Below are 16800 nucleotides of genomic sequence, written 5' to 3'. Positions count from 1 at the left end.
TTCGGGCCCGCCCCCTGCGGGGCGCCCGGGGCCGTGTTGTGTGCGAGCGCCTTTCTGTCGCCCCCCCCCCAAAAAGATTACGCGGGGGGGGGCCCCCCCCCCCCCCCCCCCCCCCCCCCCTCCTCCGTCATCGGTGGTCGTCTACCACCAGGCGTGGAAGTGGTGCACGGGCCCCTGCCCGCCGCCCGCGTCGATCTCCTCCGCGTGGAGCAGGGCCCGGGTGAGCCAGGTCTTGGCGTCGGTGACCGCGGCGGCCATGTCCGGCCTCTGGGGCAGCAGCGCGGCGATCGACGAGGAGAGGGTGCAGCCGGTGCCGTGGGTGTTCCGGGTCGGGACCCGGTCGGCCCGCAGCTCCAGGGGGTCGGAGACGCCGTCCACCAACAGGTCCACGCACTCCTCGCCGGGAAGGTGCCCGCCCTTGAGCAGGACCCGGCGCGGGCCCAGCTTCAGCAGCCGCTCCGCCTGGGAGTACATCGTCGCCAGATCGGTGGCCTCGTCCTCGCCGAGGAGGTCGGCGGCCTCGGGCAGGTTCGGGGTGATCAGGTCCGCGCGGGGGAGCAGATCCCGGCGGAGCGCCTCCATCGCGGAGCTCTCCAGTAGACGGTCGCCGCTCTTGGCCACCATCACCGGATCCACCACCACGTTCGGCAACCGGTAGCGGTCGATCGCGGCCGCGACGGCCTCGGTGACCTCGGCGGTGGACAGCATGCCCACCTTGACCGCGTGCACGGTCGCGTCCTGGAACAGCGTGTCCATCTGGTCTGTGACGAACGAGGCCGGCACCCCGTGGACCCCGGTGACCCCGCACGTGGACTGGGCGGTCAGCGCGGTCACCACGCTCATCCCGAAGACCCCGTGGGCGGAGAACGACTTCAGGTCCGCCTGGATACCGGCGCCCCCGCTGGGGTCGCTACCGGCGATGGACACGACGTTGTACGCACTCATGGGCGTTCCTTCGCTAGTACGAACTAGGGCAGGTTCGACGGGTGTGCTCTCAGCCGGTGGAGGAGATTCCGGCACCCCGCGCCTCGCGGGGCCGGACCCCGTGAAGGTGTCCGGCCCCGCCCCGATATGTGTTTTGTGGGCTTGTGTCCGACTCTAGTGGACGGGCATGTCCTCGTACCGTCGGGGGTTCTCGGCCTGGGCCTTCTTACGCTGCTCCCAGACGATCGAGGCCGTGACCACGAGGAAGCCGACCACCATGAAGGTCACCGTGATGGGGATGTCCGTCATCGGCAGGATCTCGCGGTCCTCGCTCTGCCAAGGCCACAGGGCGCGCAGAGAACCGGCCATGAGCCCGGTCAGCACCACCAGGGTGATGTGGTGGTGGTTCTCCAGCAGGAACTGGAGGACCTTCACGAACAACGCCAGGCCGGTGATCATGCCGAGCACGAAGACGCTGATGTAGGGCAGGTCCGCGGCGCGCAGGGCGGCCATGGTGGGCTCGTACAGACCGAGGGCCAGCAGGATGAACGAGCCGGACATGCCGGGCAGGACCAGGGCGCAGATGGCCACCGCGGCGGCGAAGAAGACCACGACCGGGTGCGTGGGCAGGTTGGCGCCCGGCAGGCCCATGATGAGGAACGAGAGGATCGCGCAGACCAGCGCGAGCAGGTAGTGCCAGGCCTTCCAGGTCTTGCCCGCCCCGGTGTAGGGGATCCACAGGCAGGCCAGGACCAGGCCGAAGAAGAGGGCGTAGGCGTACTGGGTGTGGCTCTCGACCAGCGGGGCGATGAGCACCGCGGCCAGGATCAGCGCGACCGCCATACCGATGAGGGCGGGGATCAGCACGGCCCAGTCGACCAGCCGGAACTGCTCCATGGCCCGGTCCTTGCCGCGGCCGCGGGGCACGTCGGTGACGTAACGCTTGATCCCGCTGACCACGTGGCCCGCGCCGCCGATCAGCTTGTCGTAGAGACCGACGATCAGGGCGACGGTGCCGCCGCTGATGCCGGGCAGAGCCTCGGAGGTGCCCACGGCTCCGCCGCGCACCGCGTTGAAGATGTAGGAGCCTACTGAGTTGGCCATGTTGTCGGGCGCTTGCCCCGGGACGACCGGGAAGGGGGCGCCGTCCTCCGTCCTGGTGGTGCCGCCGGTCCCGTGTCCACGGTAGGCCGGCGGAGCAAAAGGGGTACTGGTGGCGCGGCCCACGAGGGAGACCGGGAGGGTCCGATCCCTGGACCCGCGCCGAGGTTCATCGCCCCGGCCGCACGAGGGGAAGGGCGCTGGGGCCCCGGGGCCGGGCGTCGTCATTCTAGCGTCGCCCGAAGGGGACAGAAGCGTCTCGGCCGTCCGGATTCCCGGTTTCGGCTGATGAAATAACTCTGAGATCGACAGCCGAAACCGATGCGGATGGGAAGAGAGTGAACTCGGGTCCTCCCGAGAAGCTTCCCGGCCCGGAGCCGGGAAGGATCCCGAGGATCAGAGTCCGGAGGGCCCGGTCAGGGTTCGGACGGCGGAGGAGGGAGAGCGGTCGACCACGGAGGCCGCCCACCGGTAGTCCTGTTTGCCGACCGCGGTACGCCGCACCCGGTCCACGAAGTGCACGGTCCGGGGCACCTTGAACCCCGCCAGACGCCCACGGCAGTAGGCGCGCAGCGCCCTCTCGTCCAGAGCGCTCTCGGCGGTGGAGGAGACCAGGGCCGTCACCCGCTGGCCCAACGTCTCGTCCGGCGCGGGCACCACGATCACGTCGTCCACGAAGGGGTGCGACTTGATCACCGCCTCCACCTCCTCGGGGTAGACCTTCTCCCCGGCGGTGTTGATGACCACGCTTCCCCGGCCCAGGAGGACGATCGAGCCATCGGAGGCCCGGGTCCCGTAGTCGCCGGACAGCGCCCAGCGCCGGCCTTCGGGGTCCGTGGGGAAGGTGCGGGCGGTGGCGATGGGGTCGTTGTAGTAGCCCATCGGGATCCGACCGGTCCGCGCGATCCTGCCGACCTCGGGAGATCCCGGCGGCAGCGGTCGCAGAGTCTCGTCGAGCACCTCGATGCTGCCGCCCATGGTGAAGCTGCGCCGGTCGGTGGCGTCGGCGACCGTGGCCGCGGTGTCGGGGGCGGTCGCCGAGCCGCACACACCGGTCTCCGAACCGCCATAGGAGTCGGCCAGGACCACGTCCTCCCGCCAGGCCCGCCACAGGGCCTGTACGGAGGGGGTGAGCGGGGTGCCGCCGGAACGCACCGAGGTCAACTCCGGACACAGGCCGGGCTCGGTGAGCAGGTGCCGGGCCAGCGGGCGGGCCATCGCGTCGCCCACGAGCTGAACGGCGTGGACGCCCTCGCGGTGCGCCAACTCCAGGATCCGGTCGGGGCGGAAGCTGCGGTCGGTGGAGAGCACCACGCGTTTGCCGCACAACAGCATGCTCAGGGCGTTCCACTGACCGGCGGCGTGCATGAGCGGGCCCAGTACCAGCATCCGCTGCGGGAAACAGCGTACGGCGCGGGCGGCCACGTCCTCGAGGGTGCGGGACCGGGGGGAACCCGGGGCACGACGTTCCACGGCGGCGCGGAAGATGTCCGCCTGGCGCCACAGCACCCCCTTGGGGTAGCCGGTGGTGCCTCCGGTGTAGAGCAGGTAGTGGTCCTCGCCGCTGGTCACGGGGAGCTCGGGCTTCGAGGAGTCCTCGGAGCCCTGGGCGGTCAACGCCTCCTCGTAGTCCACACCGTTCAGCGCGGCGTCGCGTTCCGTGCCGTCCTCCAACAGAAGGACGTGCCGGAGCCGGGGGAGGTCGGGGAGGACGGAGGTGACCGTCGTGGCCAGGGAGTCCTCGGCGATCAGGGCCACCGCGTGGGAGTCGGCGAGCACGTGCCGGAGCTCGCCCGCCACGTACCGGTAGTTCACGTTGACCGGGACCGCGCCCGCGCGCAGGATCCCGAGGAAGGACTCGACCCACTCGGCCCGGTTGAAGGCCAGGATGGCCACGTTCTCACCGGGGCGCACACCGGCCGTCACCAGGTGGCGGGCCAGGCGGGTGGAGCGATCGTGCAGGGCGCGGTAGGTGAGCCGTCGGGGACCCGCGATGATCGCGATCCGCTCCGGCACGGCCCGACTCACCTCCGCCATCAGACCGGCGAGGGAGAAGGGTGTGTCCGGGGACGCGTGTGGCACGGCTGATCCTCCCTGACGTCGCGTGACGGCCGTCCCCGGCGAAGGCGCTCGCGGCGGCTGTGACTGTACGGCGACCGTACCCCTCGCGGACGGACCTGATCGTGGAAAGCCGTGTGGACCGCGTCACCTGCGTAACCGTGCTCCGTCACCCTTTCGTGGCCGAGCCCGGAAGAGTCCCGCTCAGAGGGCGTACCGGTGACGACGACCCCCGGGTTTCGGGCCCTCCCCGCGGTCGGTGATGTCGGCCACCTCTTGTGTGCTCACCGGATCATCTGCTCAACTCTTGGAGATCCCGCCGACGGGGCGCTACCGGGCCTCACGGTGGGTATCTACTGTCTGACATCGGTCAATGGTGATCGGAGCGGCTTAGATGACCTCCCACAATCCGGGACAGCAGGACTCCGCCGGAAACCCCGTCGGAGAGGGACTCTCCAGCGCTGACCACATCGAACTCGCCCAGGCGAGGTCGGCGCACAACTACGCACCCCTGCCCGTCGTGATCGCCGAAGGCCGTGGTGCCTGGGTGACCGACGTGGAGGGAAAGAGGTACCTCGACTGTCTGGCCGGCTACTCGGCCATGAACTTCGGTCACCACAACCCCGAACTGATGGCGGCGGCGCACGCCCAGCTCGATCGGGTGACGTTGACCAGCCGGGCCTTCTACAACGACCGTTTCGGTCCGTGGGTGAGCTCTCTGGCCGACATGGTCGGCAAGGAGAAGGTCCTGCCGATGAACACCGGCGCCGAGGCGGTGGAGACCGGGATCAAGGTGGCCCGTAAGTGGGGCTACGAGGTCAAGGGCGTCCCCGAGAATCAGGCGACCATCGTCGTGGCCGGCGCCAACTTCCATGGCCGCACCACCACGATCATCTCCTTCTCCTCCGACCCCGAGGCCAAGACGGGCTTCGGCCCCTACACGCCGGGGTTCCGCTCCGTGCCCTACGGGGACGCGGCGGCGATCGAGGAGGCCATCGACGACACCACCGTCGCGGTGCTGATCGAGCCGGTGCAGGGCGAGGCGGGCGTGATCGTGCCGCCGAACGACTATCTGCCCAGGGTCCGCGAGATCTGTGACGACAACCGCGTGCTCTTCATCGCCGACGAGGTCCAGGCGGGGCTGGGTCGCACCGGCACCATCCGGGCCTGTGAGCACACCGGAGTGGTCCCCGACGCCTATCTGTTCGGCAAGGCACTGGGCGGCGGCATCCTCCCGGTGTCGGCGATGGTGGCCGACGAGGACGTGCTCGGGGTCATCCAGCCGGGCCAGCACGGCAGCACCTTCGGCGGCAACCCGCTGGCGGGCGCGGTGGGTTCCACGGTCGTCCGGATGCTGACCGAGGGCCCCTACGTGGAGAACGCCCGCCGCCTGGGCGATGTTCTCGATCGACGACTCAAGGAGTTCGTCGGCGACGGTGTGGTCTCGGCCCGCAGCATCGGCCTGTGGGCCGGCGTGGACGTCGACCCGGCCCTGGCCTCCGGCAAGGAGCTGTGCAAGCGGCTCGCCGAGCACGGGGTCCTGGTCAAGGACACCCACGGCTCGACCGTGCGCATGTCGCCGCCCCTGGTGATCGAGGAGGAGGACCTCCACTGGGGCCTGGACCGCTTCGCCGAGGTCATCCAGGAGCTCAAGGCCGAGAAGGCCTAGACCCCTCGCGCGAACACCGGCGCCCCGGTCCGGAGAACGGACCGGGGCGCCGTCGTGTGCGAAGGAGGGGTCTCAGGAATCCGCCGCCGGTTCCCGAGAGGCCTCGTCGGCGACCTCGTCGCCGTCCCCCTCGTCCCCGTCCTCGGGGTGGACCGGGTCCAAGGGGCCGCCGAGCTCCCTGGTGAGCACGTCCGGGTCGACCTTCTCCAACCGCTCCTTGGACTGGTACAGGACCCGTTCCGGCCCCTCCGCGATCTGGAGACGGACCCGTTCGGCGATCGACCGCTGCCCCTGCGCGGTGGGGTGGAAGCTCGCCCGGTCCACCTTCAACCCCTCGCCGATCTGTCCCAGGACGATGCCGTTCAACCAGGCGTCGTCCTCGCTGACCTCGTGGCCGCTCAACGAGCTGAAGACGTTCACGAACTCGACGCTGCCGACCTGACGGGACCCGTACACCTCGCCGTCGGCCCGGTAGACGGTGTCCCGGATCCGGTCGTTGAACCGTTCGGCGAGCCCGTTCAGCCACAGTTGGTCGTTGGCGGAGAGGGTGTAGTACATGCCGGGAGGATCCTCGGGGAACAGCCTCGGGTAGCCCAGGACCAGCACACGCGCGTCCGGAGCACGGTCACGGATCTCTCCGAGGACCTCGGTGAGGGTCTTCTCGAAGCGGTCCATGCGCTCGTCGACCTCCGACTCCTGGTCGGTGCAGGCCGTCCGCTCCAGGAGCGGCATACGCATGATGCAGGTACGCAGGACCGGGATGAACCCCAGGTCGTTCCCACCGATGCCGAGGGTCACCAACGAGGTGTGCTCGGTGACGCGTTCGAGTTGCGACTCGGGAGTGCCGAGCTGCTCGAGCATCTGCGAGCCCCGGTGGCTGCTGCACGCGTAGAAGGCCAGCGAGCCCTCGAAGGGGAACTCCTCCTCGATCAGCCTGGGGTAGGCGTTCTCCGAACGCCAGCACTCACCGGGCTCGGTGGTGAGGGGATCGTAGTCGCCCGCGCCGTCCCCGGAGGAGTAGGAGTCGCCCAGGGCGACGTAGTTGCCCCACAGGACGGCCTCCTCCGGTTCCACCCGTACCCGCCAGTCGACCTCCTCGTCCTCGGTGATCGGAGGAAGGGGCTCGCCGGGGCAGACCCCGCCGGTGACGTCGCACCACAGATCGAGCAGGCCGTTACGGGTGGTGGGCACGGCCACCACCGCGACCATGATCAGGGCGAGGGCGGCGGCCACGACCAGGGCGATCCGGGCCCGCCGGCGTCGGGGCCGCGCGACCTCCCCCTCGCCTTCGGCGCCCTCGGACGCGGTCTCCTCATCGGCGGACCCGGCGGTGGCCGGGTCCTCGGCGGGGGAGTCGTCGTCGGGGCGGGGGGTCTCTTCGGGCACGTCGGGTTCACCGTCGCGTGCTGACACGGCCGTTACCGCCTCCCGCGTACTCGGGTGTCTGGTCCAGCAGTCAGGTTACCCGGGGTGGATTCGCGGAGTTGACGCCCGATTCCACCCCTACCGGGGCGGACGCGAGGCCGGGGGAGAAGAGGGAGTGAGGGGGCGACCCAGCGGCGGCCAAGCCCGCTGGGTCGCCCCGGCCCTCATGTGCCAGGGAGGCATGTCCATGACTCTGCCGCCTCGAGCCCGCGCAGTCACCAGTGGAAGACCACAAAGAATCGGGGCCGATCCCTGGCTCGGTTGTACGGAGTGTCACCATGGCCGGGGTCCCGGGGCGGGTGGGGCGTGCGAGGACGCGCCAAAGCCCGGGCGCGAATCTTTGTCGGCTTCCACGGCTGACGATCGGTCCTCGCGCCGATACGTTTCCAGCAGCAGCGACCGAACCGCCACCCAGGGGACCCCTTGAACCTGCTCATCACCGGCATCACGACCCAGTCCTCCATCGCCTACGCGATCGCCGAGGAGGCCATGCGTCAGGGACACGACGTCATCCTGACCAACCCTCCGGGCCGCGCCTTCTCCATCTGCGAACGCATCGCCAAGCGACTGCCGAGGGAACCCGTGGCCGTCCTGCCGATGGACGTCACCGACCCCGAGCAGATCGACGCCACGGTCGAGGCGGTCCGTGAGCACTGGGACCACGTGGACGGGCTGCTGCACGCCATCGCCTACGCCCCCGAATCGGCTCTGGGCGGCAACTTCCTCAACACCGGCTGGGAGGACGTGGCCAAGGCGATCCACGTCTCCGGTTACTCGCTGGCCGCCCTCACCGTCGGTATGCGCGACCTGCTGGCCAAGGCGCCCGAGGGGGCCGGCGTCGTCTCGCTGACCTTCGACGCCAGCGTCGCCTGGCCGGTCTACGACTGGATGGGCTCGGCCAAGGCCGTCCTGGAGAACTCCGCCCGCTACCTGGCGCGAGACCTGGGGCCGGAGGGGATCCGGGTCAACACGATCTCCGCCGGTCCGATCAAGTCCCTGGCGGGCGGTTCCATCCCGGGCTTCTCGCAGATCGCCGACTCCTGGGGCGACAACTCCCCGCTGGGCTGGGACACCAAGGACGCCTCCGTGGTCGCCGGCCCCGCCCTGTTCCTGATGTCTCCGGCCGCCCGGGCCGTCACCGGTACGGTCATGCACGTGGACGGCGGCTACCACGCGATGGGCGCGCCCATGGCCCCCGACGTCCAGGGCTGAGCGCACCCGGCCCCGAGGGGCGGAACACGCGAGGGCGGCACCCGTCGGGTGCCGCCCTCGAACGTTCTCCGGGAGACCCCCGACCCGGCTCAAGGTCGACGGCCTCGACGGAACCTAGCCCAGCTTGGTCTTGCGGGCCTCGGCGAAGCGCTCCTGGACGTCGGCCCAGTTGACGACGTTCCAGAACGCCTTCACGTACTCGCCCTTGACGTTCTTGTACTGGAGGTAGAAGGCGTGCTCCCACATGTCCAGCATGAGCAGCGGCTGCGTGCCGATGGCGATGTTGGCCTGCTGGTCGTAGAGCTGCTCGATGATCAGGCGCTGACCGAGGGCGTCCCAGGCCAGGATCGCCCAACCGGAACCCTGGATGCCGGTGGCCGCGGCGTTGAAGTGCGCGCGGAAGGCGTCGAAGGAACCGAACTGGTCGTCGATGGCGGCGCCCAGTTCGCCCTCGGGCTTGTCGCCACCCTCCGGGGACAGGTTCTTCCAGAACACGGAGTGGTTGACGTGGCCGCCCAGGTGGAACGCGAGGTTCTTCTGGAGCTGGTTCACGGTGCCGAAGTCACCGGCTTCGCGGGCCTCCGCCATCTGCTCCAGGGTGCTGTTGGCACCGGCGACGTAGGTGGCGTGGTGCTTGTCGTGGTGCAGCTCCATGATCTGACCGGAGATCCACGGCTCCAGGGCCGCGTAGTCGTAGGGCAGTTCGGGAAGCGAGTACGGCGCAGACATCTCTGACGCACCTTTCCAAAGACGCGATTCGTCGGGCTTACCAGCGATGTGATCGCTACTCAGCAAGCTATCAGCCGAGACGCCGGACCCCCGATGTCAGGCTGTCGACACCGGGGGACGGGAATAAAATCCGGCGGCGGAGCCCGATCCGGAGGTCCTCCGCCCCGGCCCTCGCCCTCGCGCGCCGACCGAGGGGCGCCGCCGCGCAGGGGTCCGTTTTCTCCGCGAACCTCCCCGGGGTTTCCTTTACGGAAAGGCGCCGGACCCCCGTGGTTACCCTGGCCGACACATCCCCCGTGCTCCGAAGGGGTCAAGGGGGAGAGTTGTCCGCGCGTTCCATCGTCATTCACCGAGGTGGCATCGGGAACGGGGAGAATTCAGCGCCGAATTCGAATGGCGGGACCCGCACGCCCGTTCGGTGAATCATCCTTCCCCAGCTCCCGAGGCCGCCTCCGAACATGAGTGACACCACCACCGGGGTCCCCGTCCCCTCGTCCCCGCGCAGCGCCCCCTCCGACGTACGCGCCGTGTCTTCGACCGTGATCGGAGGCGGCCATCGACCCGAGATCGAGGGTCTGCGCGCCCTGGCGGTGCTCCTGGTCGCCGCCTACCACATCTGGTTCGGTCGGGTCTCCGGCGGCGTGGACGTGTTCCTACTGCTCACCGGTTTCCTCATCACCGGTTCCCTGGTGCGCACGGTCGAACGCGACGGACGGATCCACTTCGGCGCCTTCTGGGCCCGACTGATCGGTCGCCTGGCCCCGCCGGCCGCCGTGGTCCTGCTCGCCACCATGGGCGCCATGTACCTGTGGCTGCCCCGTTCCCGATGGGCGGACGTGCTCGCCGAGGTACGCGCCTCGGCCCTCTACCACGAGAACTGGACCCTGGCCCGGGACGCGGTCGACTACCTGGCCCGCGAGGCCGCGGTCAGCCCCCTCCAACACTTCTGGTCGCTGTCCATCCAGGGGCAGTTCTACCTGATCTGGCCGGTGCTGATCACCCTGGCGGCGGTCCTGGCCTCCCGCTCGCGGCTACCGCTGCGTCCCACGGTCCTGGCCCTGATCGTCGCGGTGTTCGCGGTCTCCCTGACCTACTCGGTGTACATCACCGGCCGTGACCAGGCCTGGGCCTACTTCGACACCGGAGCCCGGCTGTGGGAGTTGGCGCTGGGCGGGATCCTCGCCCTGGCCATCACCCGGGTACGGATGCCCACCCGGGTCCGTGTGGTCCTGGGCTGGGTCGGTCTGGTCGCCCTGGTCTCCTGCGGCATGCTCGTGCAGGTCTCCACGCTCTTCCCCGGGTACATCGCCCTGTGGCCGACCCTCGCCGCGCTGCTCATCGTCCTGGCCGGGACGACCGGGAGCCCTCGAGGGGTGGACCGGTTGCTGACCTGGCCGCCCCTGATGGCGCTGGGCCGGCTCTCCTACACGATCTACCTGTGGCACTGGCCCCTCCTCGTCTGTTATCTGGAGGTCACCGGGCGCCGGCTCGCCACCCCCTGGGGCGGCGCCGCGATCCTGGGCGCGTCGATCCTGCTGGCCTGGATGACGCATCGCCTGGTCGAGCGCGGCCTCGAACCGTTCACGAGGTCGGCCGACCGTCGGAGCCCGGTGCGCCCGACCGTGGTCGCCGCCCTCTTCCTCGTCCCGGTCCTGGTGCTCTCGCTGGTGTGGACGGAGCGTCTGGAACAGGAACGGGAGCGCAGGGCTCACGAGATCGCCTCCCCCGAGAGTTACCCGGGTGCCGCCGTGGTCGCGGATCCGTCTCTGCTCGACTCGCTCCCGGACGTCCCGGTGCGTCCGGACCCCGAGGACTCCAAGATGGACCTGTCCTCCCACCATCAGGAGGGCTGCCACGTGAACCTGGCCTCGAAGGAGCTGGTCGTGTGCGACCGCGGTCCCGCCGACGCCGAACACACGCTCGCCCTGGTGGGCGCCTCGCGCACCGCCCACTGGTACCCGGCGGTGGAGGCGGTCGCCGAGAAGTACGGCTGGCGTCTGGTGTCCTTCACCAAGAGCGGTTGTCCGTTCGGTCTGGCGCCCTCGACCAGGGACGGGGCCCTGTTCGAGGAGTGCGAGGTCTGGAAGGAGAAGGCGCTGGCCGAGTTGGAGGAGCTGAACCCCGACGCGGTGCTGCTCTCCTCCACCCGGGCCTTCGTCGACGGCGAGGCGGTGGAGGACGGCTACACCGACCTGTGGTGGCACCTGAACGACCTGGGGATCGACGTGGTCGGCCTGCGGGATCTGCCCCGACTGCCCTATAGGGGAGGGGAGTGCGTGGAGGCCGGAGACCCGGCCGAGTGCACCAGCCCGGCCTCGCGCAGCCTCGCGGCCGTGGACCCGGCCACCCTCGAGGAGCTGCCGCCCAACGTCGAACCGATGGACCTGACCGAGTACGTGTGCCCGGGCGGTTCCTGCGACGCCGTGGTCGGCAACGTGTTGGTGTACTGGGACCACTCGCACATCACCGCCACCTACGCCCGGACGCTCACCCCCATGGTGGAGAAGGCCCTGTTGGAGGCCACGGGTTGGTGACCCGGGCCGTACGCCCCGGACCCCCGGAAAGGGGGTCCGGAGACGTTTCGGCCACTCTGCCGTGAGCCCCGGATGAGGGGGTGGTGAACGCTGGGGGAATTGTCGCTCACGTGGGTTTCGAAACGGCGCATGTCGCCCCCGGTCACCTTTTCGAGAGGTTAATGTCGAAAGCGCACGGTGTCTTTCTCGGTGGCGTTTTTCTCGAAAAGGGCACGAGATCGCCGTGCGCAGGTCGCCGCTCCCCTTCCGCGGAGGTAACCCCCATGAATTCCCTCAGGCGCAGGATCCGCCGCCTTCTGCCCCTGGTCGCTCCGGCCGGCCTGGCCGTGTTCGCGACCCCCATCGTTCTCGGCGGATTCGGTCTGATCACGTGGGGCGAGGTGGTCGTCGGTACCGCCGTCCTGCTCCTGGGAGCCCTGGTGTGCGCGCTCGGCGCGGCCCTGTGGCTGACACGGCGTTCGGTGCGGGAACTGTCCACCTCCGTACGGACCCAGACCCGCACGGTCACCGAGCTCTTGGGCCGGGACCGACTGGAGCTGGCCCGCGCCCTCGACGAGGTCCGAGGCGAGGTGGCCGACCTGCGAGGCAACGCCCTGCCCAAGGCGGTCCAGACCGTCGTCCGCGCCGGAACACGCCAGGGCCGCGACGACTACGAACAGCAGGTCGCCTGGTCCGAACTGCGCGGTCACCTGGACGTGGCCCCCTTCATGCCGCCGCTGCGCGGCTGGGCCGCATCCCCGGACGTCCTGCGACTCCTGGTCCGGATCATCGAGCGGGACCGCCCCGCGCTGGTGGTGGAGTGCGGAAGCGGGGCCTCCAGCGTGTGGATCGGCTACGCCCTGCGCAAGGCGGGGACCGGCAGGCTCGTCGCCATCGAGCACGACGCCCGCTACGCGGAGCTGAGCCGCGACCTCGTCGCCGCCCACTCCCTGGAGGACGTGGTCGAGATCCGGCACGCCCCCCTCGCCCCGGTGCCCGCCGAATACGCGGACGGGGTCTCCGCCGATGTGCCCTGGTACGACACCGAGGCGCTGGTCGACCTCAAGGGCATCGGTCTGGTCTTCGTGGACGGTCCGCCGCAGGCCACCGGGGTCGAGGCCCGTCACCCGGCGGTCCCCGTCCTGCTGCCCGCCTGCGAGGACCACGCCGTCTTCGTCCTCGACGACGCCGCCCGCCCCGACGAGCGCTCTCTCGGCGAGCGCTGGCTCGCGGCCCACCCCGATCTGGTCAGGACCGAGGAGCCCACCGAGAAGGGCGCGCACGTCTTCACCCGAAACGTCCGCTGACCGAACCGACCGAGGCGTCCCCCAGCCGAACCGAGAGGGCCACTCGATGATCACCACCGTCCTCCGGCACGCCCTGCGTGCCCGTGGAGACGAACCGGCCGTGCTCTGCCACAGCGGAGCCGGCACCCTTCGGGAACTGTCCGGCCTCCCCCGGAACGCCGGGGACCGGACCGTGGACCTGGGAGCCCATCCCCTGGGCGAGCCGATCCCGATCGGAGTGGAGGGGGCGACGGACGATGAACGGGAGCCCGTCGCCGGCCTGGTGGCACTGGTCGCCGCCACCCCCACCGACCTCCACCGCGCCCTGACCGCCGCCGTCCACCTGCCCAAGGCCGTCCAGGTCGTCGTCGCCCTCCTGGACACCCCCGGGCACCAGGACCCGCCGGTCCCGGCGGGGCCGGGCATGGGCCAGTGGCGCGACCTCCAGGAGTTGCGGGTACGCCGGGTGGGCCGGCGCGGCTGGGTCTGTGAGTTCTTTTTCCCCAACCCCGTCGAGTCGGCCCCGGTCCTGGACGCGGTCCTGCACGGCACCCGTGGCCGCCGTCGAGGCCCCTCCGTGGCCCCCTTGGCCGCGCTCAACGGAGCCGAGGCCTCGCTCTGGCGCCCCGGGGACACCGGCGCCCAGGGGGTCGAGCAGGGCGGACCGGTCCCGCTGCGTCGGGTCACCCCCGTCGCCGACCTGGCGCTGCGGGTGGGCGATGGAGCCACGGCCGTGGACTGGGCCGATGAGAAGGTCCCGGTCCTGGACCGGGTCACCACCGGGACCGACTCCTGGGAGGGGCTGGCCGGGGAACACGGGCGAGAGCGAGCCGCGGGGCTCACCGTCTCGGCGGCCGCCGCCGACCCCGTATCCCTGATCGCCCCCATCGACGAGACCACGGTCAACCCCACCGGGTTCGGCAAGGCGGAGAAGGGCCCCTTGGGCCACCTCACCCTGAACGGCGACCGGGCGGTCGTCCGCGACGGGAAGAAGGACCTGATCGAGGTGGCCGCCGACGGCACCGTCACCGACGTGGACCTCGCCGGCATCCGCCATCTGCGCGGGGTCCGGATCGACTGGACCGGTCACACCGGCCCGACCGCGGCTGTGCGCGCCGTGGCCTCCCTGGCGGCCGGAGGGGTTCCGTTGGTGGCCGAACCGGTCCCCGGCTGGGCCGCCGGGTTGGGGACGACGCTGATCGACGCCATCGAGGGCGCGACCGAGGCCGACCTCACCGACCGATTGGCCCGAGAGGAGCACAGCGTCCGTCTGCGTCGCGCGGCCCTGCGCACGCACGGCCTGCGTTCGCGTTGGCGGGGTCTGGCCGCGGAGACCGGGATCCCGCTCCCGCCCGAACCCCGGGTGTCGGTCATCCTGTGCACCAGGCGGCCCGACATGGTCGGTTTCGCGCTGGCCCAGATCGCCCGCCAGCGCGGGGTCGCGTTGGAGACCGTCCTCACCCTGCACGGTTTCCCGGCGGATCTGCCCGAGGTGGCGTCCGCTATCGACGCCTACCGGGAGACCGGCCTGCCGATCGTCGTCCACGAGGCCTCCGCGGAGCGGATCTTCGGTTCGGTGCTCAACGATTCCGTCGCCCGCGCCTCCGGCGACCTCATCGCCAAATGGGACGACGACGACTGGTACGGCCCCGAGCACCTGGCCGACCTGGTGCTGGCCCGGACCTACTCGGGGGCCGAGCTGGTCGGCACCGGTCAGGACTTCGTCTACCTCCAAGAGGTGGATCTGATGGTCTGGCGCAGCCGCGAGTCCGAGACCGCCACCCGCTTCATCGCCGGGGGCACGATCCTCACCGACCGCGTGGTGCTGGAGGAGACCGGAGGTTTCCGTCCGCTGCCGCGCGCCATCGACACCCAACTGCTCATCGCCGTGTCCCGGGGCGGGGGGCGCGTCCACCGCACCCACGGGCTGGGGTACGTGTTGCGTCGCACGGGCGGCGGACACACCTGGTCCGAGGACATGGCCTACTTCCTGCACAACTACGCACGACAGTGGTCCGGCTGGCGACCCAGCTCCCTCCTGGAGGGCGAACCCGTCCCGTTGGGGCGCCCCGTCGACGGTGGAGAGCCGGTCGTGACCGCGACGTACCCGGGGGGATCAGCATGACCAGTACCGAAGAGCACACCGCCCCCGCCGTGGCCGGGACGACCTCGCCGGGGTCGCCCCTGCCCCGGGGCGCGGTGGACATGAGCGCGCAGCCGAGGGTGCGCCGCAACGACCACGCGGTGCTCTCTCCGCCCCCGTTGGGTGGGTGGGAGCCGTCGTTGTCGGTGAGTGTGGTGGTTCCGGCTCATGGTGGTTCGGAGAAGTTGGCGTTGGTGTTGGCCTCGTTGGCGGCTCAGAGTTATCCGGCTCATCTCATGGAGGTGGTCGTGGTGGACGATGGGAGTCCCGAGCCGTTGGTGTTGCCTCGTGTGCGGCCGGAGAATACGCGGTTGGTGGTGTCGGCCGAGGGTGGTTGGGGTTCGGCTCATGCGGTGAATACGGGTGTGGGGGTGTCGTCGGGTCAGGTGGTGTTGCGTTTGGACGCCGACATGTTGGTGTATCGGGAGCATGTGGAGTCCCAGATGCGCTGGCACCACCTCATCGACTATGGAGTGGCCCTCGGGCACAAACTGTTCGTCGACTTCGATCCCGCGGCGATGACCCCCGAGTACGTGCGCGACGAGGTCGCGGCGGGGCGGGCGGATCGTCTCTTCGACCGCGATTCGGCCGACCCGCACTGGGTGGAACGTCTGATCGGTCAGCACGATCGGCTGAGGACCGCCGGTCGACTCTCCTACAAGGTGTTCATCGGCGCGACCGGTTCGTTGCACCGTTCGCTGTTCGACGCGGCCGGGGGCATGGCTCCCGAGCTGGTGCTGGGCGGCGACACCGAGTTCGCCTACCGTGTGGCGCAGCAGGGCGCGGTGTTCGTCCCGGACCTGGACACGAGCAGTTGGCACCTGGGCCGCTCCCAGATGCAGACCCGACGCGACGCCGGCACCCGCTACCGGAGCCCCTACGTCTCCAACCGGGTGCCCGACTTCCACCTGCGCCGCAAGCGCCCCGACCGCCAGTGGGAGGTCCCGCTGGTCGACGTCGTCGTCGACACCGCGGAACGGACCCTCGAGGAGGTCGACACCACGGTCTCCGCACTGCTGGACGGTTCCACCCCGGACCTGCGCCTGTGGCTCCTGGGTCCCTGGTCACGGCTGAACGACGAGCGCCGCAGGCCCTTGGACGACGAGCTCCTCGACCCCCGACTGATCCACGAGACCTTCCGGGGCGACCCGAGGGTCCGGTTCGTCGAGGAGCCCCCGGAGACCGACCCGCGCGTGCCCTTCCGTCTGTTCCTCGGGGGCGGGCCCGCTCTCGGACCCACGGCCGTGGCCGACCTGGTCAAGGAGATCGACAAGGAGGGGGCGGGCCTCCTGTGCGCCCCGCTGCCCGGCGCCACCCGTGCGGGGGACGGGCTGTTGCGTCTGGAGCGCGGCTCCGCCTACGCCCGAGCCCGTCATCTGGAGCCCGAGGCCGAGGGCGCCGACCTGGACCGGGTCGTGGAGGAGACGCACGGTACCCACTGGATCCCGGGGGAGCGGTTCCTGGCGGTCGACGAGGGTGAGGAGCCCCCGACGGCGCGGCCCGAGGTACTCCAGCAGAGGCTGGACAAGGCCTTGGTCGAGGCCGACCGTATGCGTGCCCGTGCCCAGAGGGCCGAACGCAAGCTCCGTTGGTTCACCCCGGGCCTGGGGCGCAGGGTCCTGCGCCGGATCGCCCGCTGAACGACGGGGTGACGGGCCGTGGGGCGACCGCTCCGCGGCCCGTCCTCGTGAAAGGGCGAGGACGACACACCCCTTCGTAAAAGTCACCAACCGTGATCAT

General features: G+C 70.4%; 11 protein-coding genes and 1 riboswitch. Of the genes, 6 read left to right on the top strand and 5 right to left on the bottom strand.

The window, feature by feature from the left end; genetic code table 11:
- Window positions 1-141: 141 nt before the first annotated feature.
- The 3 genes from thiD to U9J66_RS08090 form a co-directional block, all read right to left on the bottom strand.
- Window positions 142-945, bottom strand: a complete 804-nt coding sequence (gene thiD / locus U9J66_RS08100; protein WP_326337394.1) for a bifunctional hydroxymethylpyrimidine kinase/phosphomethylpyrimidine kinase — start codon at window positions 943-945, stop codon at window positions 142-144.
- Window positions 934-1034, bottom strand: a riboswitch (TPP riboswitch). Its footprint overlaps the gene before it by 12 nt.
- A gap of 64 nt (window positions 1035-1098) precedes the next feature.
- Window positions 1099-2028, bottom strand: a complete 930-nt coding sequence (locus tag U9J66_RS08095) for a DUF368 domain-containing protein (RefSeq protein WP_193789603.1) — start codon at window positions 2026-2028, stop codon at window positions 1099-1101.
- 393 nt (window positions 2029-2421) lie between these two features.
- Window positions 2422-4107 carry an acyl-CoA synthetase gene (locus tag U9J66_RS08090; RefSeq protein ID WP_326337393.1) on the bottom strand — a complete coding sequence of 562 codons (1686 nt, stop codon included), beginning with the start codon at window positions 4105-4107 and terminating at the stop codon, window positions 2422-2424.
- A gap of 370 nt (window positions 4108-4477) precedes the next feature.
- On the opposite strand from U9J66_RS08090, the gene rocD reads away from it, so the two are divergent.
- On the top strand, window positions 4478-5752 hold the full coding sequence (gene rocD / locus U9J66_RS08085) for an ornithine--oxo-acid transaminase (RefSeq protein ID WP_042281180.1): 1275 nt from the start codon (window positions 4478-4480) through the stop codon (window positions 5750-5752).
- Window positions 5753-5824: 72 nt separating this feature from the next.
- Here the strand turns inward: rocD and U9J66_RS08080 are convergent, their stop codons facing one another.
- A complete protein-coding gene (locus U9J66_RS08080; protein ID WP_326337391.1) occupies window positions 5825-7165 on the bottom strand; it encodes an SGNH/GDSL hydrolase family protein in 1341 nt (446 codons plus the stop codon).
- 435 nt (window positions 7166-7600) lie between these two features.
- Between U9J66_RS08080 and fabI the strand changes: the two genes are divergently transcribed.
- On the top strand, window positions 7601-8389 hold the full coding sequence (gene fabI, locus U9J66_RS08075; RefSeq protein ID WP_014908593.1) for an enoyl-ACP reductase FabI: 789 nt from the start codon (window positions 7601-7603) through the stop codon (window positions 8387-8389).
- A 114-nt stretch (window positions 8390-8503) separates the two neighbouring features.
- On the opposite strand, the gene U9J66_RS08070 is transcribed toward fabI, so the two are convergent.
- Window positions 8504-9118 carry a superoxide dismutase gene (locus U9J66_RS08070; RefSeq protein WP_014910931.1) on the bottom strand — a complete coding sequence of 205 codons (615 nt, stop codon included), beginning with the start codon at window positions 9116-9118 and terminating at the stop codon, window positions 8504-8506.
- A 458-nt stretch (window positions 9119-9576) separates the two neighbouring features.
- On the opposite strand from U9J66_RS08070, the gene U9J66_RS08065 reads away from it, so the two are divergent.
- From U9J66_RS08065 to U9J66_RS08050, 4 genes are all read left to right on the top strand, one after another.
- Window positions 9577-11652 (top strand): acyltransferase family protein, encoded by a 2076-nt coding sequence (locus U9J66_RS08065; RefSeq protein ID WP_326337390.1) that lies wholly within the window; start codon window positions 9577-9579, stop codon window positions 11650-11652.
- A gap of 263 nt (window positions 11653-11915) precedes the next feature.
- Window positions 11916-12938 carry a class I SAM-dependent methyltransferase gene (locus U9J66_RS08060; RefSeq protein WP_042281175.1) on the top strand — a complete coding sequence of 341 codons (1023 nt, stop codon included), beginning with the start codon at window positions 11916-11918 and terminating at the stop codon, window positions 12936-12938.
- Between the two features lie 46 nt (window positions 12939-12984).
- A complete protein-coding gene (locus tag U9J66_RS08055; RefSeq protein WP_326337389.1) occupies window positions 12985-15042 on the top strand; it encodes a glycosyltransferase in 2058 nt (685 codons plus the stop codon).
- Window positions 15039-16700 carry a glycosyltransferase gene (locus U9J66_RS08050; RefSeq protein WP_326337388.1) on the top strand — a complete coding sequence of 554 codons (1662 nt, stop codon included), beginning with the start codon at window positions 15039-15041 and terminating at the stop codon, window positions 16698-16700. Before U9J66_RS08055 ends, U9J66_RS08050 begins: the two co-directional genes overlap by 4 nt.
- Window positions 16701-16800: the final 100 nt, after the last annotated feature.

It is taken from the genome of Nocardiopsis sp. LDBS1602 (genome assembly GCF_035818715.1).
GTDB lineage: Bacteria > Actinomycetota > Actinomycetes > Streptosporangiales > Streptosporangiaceae > Nocardiopsis > Nocardiopsis alba.
This window is presented reverse-complemented; position numbering and strand designations above follow the sequence as displayed.